The sequence below is a fragment of the Arthrobacter sp. H20 genome, from assembly GCF_000520515.1.
Classification (GTDB): Bacteria; Actinomycetota; Actinomycetes; order Actinomycetales; family Micrococcaceae; genus Arthrobacter_D.
The window spans coordinates 1-4000 of the sequence record NZ_KI914753.1; the positions used below are offsets into that span (position 1 = coordinate 1).

General features: G+C 65.9%; 3 protein-coding genes. All 3 read left to right on the top strand.

The annotated features are described in order from the left end of the window. Positions 1-236 precede the first annotated feature (236 nt). Positions 237-1544 carry an ISL3 family transposase gene (locus Y703_RS0114970; RefSeq protein WP_026553358.1) on the top strand — a complete coding sequence of 436 codons (1308 nt, stop codon included), beginning with the start codon at positions 237-239 and terminating at the stop codon, positions 1542-1544. A gap of 440 nt (positions 1545-1984) precedes the next feature. After that, entirely contained in the window at positions 1985-2791 is an 807-nt protein-coding gene (locus tag Y703_RS0114980; RefSeq protein ID WP_026553359.1) for an SDR family NAD(P)-dependent oxidoreductase, read from the top strand. Positions 2792-2863: 72 nt separating this feature from the next. Continuing rightward, the coding region (locus Y703_RS20225) for an MFS transporter (protein ID WP_051427642.1) at positions 2864-4000 on the top strand (1137 nt) is incomplete at its 3' end.

A 4000-nucleotide genomic window follows, 5' to 3' on the forward strand; every position in this document is an offset into this window, starting at 1 on the left:
ATTTGCCGTACGGCGCCCACCGGGCTGCTACCGCCGCCCGCGCACGGTGCAAGGACAGTAAGCTGGCAACGGACGGCCCGCTACGCGAGCAGGTATATCCGGCTCTTCAGAATTGAGAGTGTAATCAGCGGCGCCGTGTGAGGAGTCCGTGGCCGGGAGGTTGTTTCGGCTGAGGTGAGGGCCTTGGGAGAGAATCAGGGTATCGACTCCGCTGTTTTCTCTACCGCAAGGCCCTCGTGTTCCACGCTACCTTTCATAGTCCTGACCTGACCACATTCTGCCGCCTCGATGAACTCGGGCTCGAGGCCACGGGGCAGTTTCTGAGCCGTGATCGCGCCGTTCTTGCTTGCCGTGTTGTGGACCCGGATGAGTGGTGCCGTAGCTGTGGGTGTCAAGGCGTTCCTCGGGACACGGTGACCCGCCAGCTCGGTCACGAACCCTTCGGCTGGCGCCCGACCACGCTGCTGGTCAGGGTACGCAGATACAAATGCTCCGGGTGCGGGCAGGTGTGGCGGCAGGACACGTCCAAAGCCGCCGAACCGCGGGCGAAACTCTCCCGACGGGGGCTGCGGTGGGCGTTGGAGGGGATCGTACGCCAACACCTCACGGTCGCCCGCGTCGCCGAAGGGCTCGGCGTGACGTGGAATACTGCCAACAAAGCTGTCCTGGCCGAAGGTAAGCGTGTACTCATTGACGATCCGCACCGGTTCGACGGGGTCAAAGTCATCGGTGTTGACGAGCATGTTTGGCGGCACACCCGCCGCGGGGACAAGTACGTCACCGTGATCATCGACCTGACCCCGATCAGGGGCGGCACGGGCCCGTCCCGCCTGCTGGATATGGTCGAAGGCCGCTCAAAACAAGTCTTCGCCTCCTGGCTAAAAGCACGCCCGCAACAATGGCGGGACAGGATCGAGGTCGTGGCCATGGACGGGTTCTCCGGGTTCAAGAGCGCCGCGACCGAAGAACTTCCCGGAGCTGTTCCGGTGATGGATCCCTTCCACGTCATCCGCCTGGCCGGAGAGGGTCTGGATAGTTGCCGACGACGAGTCCAGCAACAATCCTGCGGGCATCGTGGGCGTGCCGGCGACCCTCTGTATTCGGCAAGGCTAACCCTTCATACCGGGGCGGATCTGCTCACCGAGAAGCAACGTGCACGTCTTGAAGCCCTGTTCGAAACGGACACCCACGTCGAGGTAGAAGCGAGTTGGGGGATTTACCAGCGCATGGTTGCCGCCTACCGGGAGGCGGACCGGGCCAAGGGACGAAAGTTGATGCAAGCAGTGATCACATCCCTGGGCACAGGCGTTCCCGCCGCGCTCATTGAGCTTAAAACACTCGGGCGAACCCTCAATCGCCGGGCCCAAGATGTCCTTGCCTACTTCGACCGCCCAGGGACATCCAACGGCCCCACCGAAGCCATCAATGGACGCCTCGAACACCTCCGCGGATCCGCCCTCGGCTTCACAAACATCACCAACTATGTCGCCAGATCACTACTCGAATCCGGCGGATTCAGACCGAAACTACACTCTCAATTCTGAAGAGCCGGTAAACCTCTCCCTCTTGCAGTGCCATCGCTGGTCTCCTTTCCATCCCGGACAGCTTGTCCCGTCCGACATTGACCACGTTAGAACCTTCCCCCCAAGGGAAGTCAAGGGGTCCGGCCTGCGGCACCGCCACCTAATCGAAAAGCACCAAGCTCGGAACCATGAGGCGGGTGCTCTCCGTACCGTCCAGGGCTGTGATGGCCCTTGGGCAACGCCGAACCGGAAACCATCGGCAGCGGCCCCTGAGCACGCCCTCAATGGTCGCCCGAGGACACGGATAGGAATGCTGGACCGTGGTAGCCCTGCGGCTTTGGATTGCGGGAAAGGGAATTTTGGCGGTGGTGGCGGCGGTTGAGAGTTTCGTGGGGACCGGCATTCCTGCAGTTCCCGGCCGCGCTTAACCACGTTGTTGTTGCTTTATGAAGGGATTTTTTATGGATCTGCAAGAGCGTTCAATTCTTCTGACCGGTGCCGGTAGCGGTATCGGTGCGGCGATGGCGTTGGAGCTGGCCGCACGTGCGGCCAGGCTTACCCTGGTGGGACGCCGGCGTGAGCCTTTGGAGGAAGTCGCTGCGATGGTGCGGGAGCGGGGCGGCCAGGCGCACGTGGTGGCCTTGGACCTGACAGTGCCGGGCGCCCCGGACATCGTGGTCGCCGTCGCACAGGACCACTTCGGGGGCGTTGATGTCCTGATCAATAACGCCGGCAACGTCCGCGCCGGCCGGTTGGAGACCTTGGATGAGTCCGAGGTGCTGGCCCAGATCGCGTTGAATTTGACCGCGCCGATCCTTCTGACCCGCGCGGCCATCCCGGCGCTCCGCGCTCCCGGTGACGGGCTGGTCGTGAACGTTTCATCGGGCATCGGACTGATCGGTATGCCGTTTTATTCCACCTATGCTGCGACGAAGGCAGGGATCGCGCATTTCGGGGAGGCCCTGCGCCGGGAACTCTACGGTGAGGGCGTCCACGTCCTCACCGTCTATCCCGGCGCGACCAGTACACCGATGATGGACAGCTCCCAGGCGGGGGCGGAGCACGGCTTCGAATACGAGAGCCCGGAGGACGTCGCAGCCGCCGCGGTGGCCGGGATGGAAGAGGGCGCCCTGACGGTGGTGCGGGGAGGAGCGACCCGCAGCGCGATGATCACCTTGAACCGTGAAGACCCCGCCGCGGTGGACAGAACCCTCTTCGCGCGCAAGGCCGCCCTGGAGGAAGCCGTTGCGGAGCACTCCAGCATTTAGGCCGGCTAGACCGGCAGGCTGGTCCGAAAGACCGGGGCGCGACCGAAACGCTTGCCTGAAAGGAACCCGTCGATGAGGGGGCAGTGGCGGTGGCCGGCGCTGGCGATGTTCGCCGCCGGGTACGGGGCGAACCAGTTCGTTCCCCTGCTCGCGCTCTACCGCCGCGCACTCGCCCTCTCGGACGCCGAAGCGACGGCCGTGTTCGGTGTCTACGCCCTAGGTTTGATCCCGGGGCTGGTCCTGGGCGGAAGAGTCAGCGATGCCAGGGGACGCCGCCCGGTCATGCTGGCCTTCACCGCATTATCGCTGCTGGCGACCGCTGTGCTGATCACCGGCCAGTGGGGCGTGAGCGGGCTGTACGCGGGCAGGCTCCTCACCGGGGTCGTCTCCGGGGCCGTGTTTACGGCCGGTACGGCCTGGGTGAAGGAGCTCTCCGGCGAAGGCGCTTCAGGGACAGGTGCGCGGCGGGCCGCGCTGGCACTGACGGCAGGGTTCGGGGTCGGGCCACTCGTCGCCGGCCCGCTGGCCCAATGGGGTCCGGCGCCGCAGGTACTGCCCTACGTAGTGCATCTGGCCCTGGCCGGTACCGCCCTGGTAATGCTCCCGCGCGCACGCGAAACACTTACCGTGGGCAGGACCGTCCACGCCCGGGCGCCGCTGTTGCCCGCATCGGCGTTCTCGGCCCGGTTCCTGCGCGTGGTCGTGCCCATGGCGCCCTGGGTGTTCGGCAGCGTCACCCTGGCCTTCACCACCCTCCCGGCGCATGCGACCGGCCCGACCGGTGTCCTCGGTGTGGCCTTCCCCGGTCTTCTCGCCGCCGGCACCCTCGCGGCGGGGGTGATCTCGCAGCCTTTGGGACGGCGCCTGCACCAGGCCGGAGCATCCCGCGGCGGAACGACCGCCGCGATGACGGGCCTTGGCATTGTTGCCGCAGGCTGCGCCGCAGCTGCATACGCCACCGCCCGTCCCGGGATGGGAGCCGCCGCTGCGGCGGCCCTGCTGCTCGGTGCCGGATATGGAATCTGTCTCATCGTGGGGTTGCGGGAGACCGAGGACATCGCCGCGGCCGGGGAACTCGGGGCTGTGATCGCCCTGTTCTACAGCCTGGCGTACTCCGGTCTGGCCGTACCGTACGTGCTGGCCCTCCTGGCCCCGCACACCGGCTACCCCGCAGCGCTGCTCTTCACCGCAGCGGCGGCCGCCTTGACG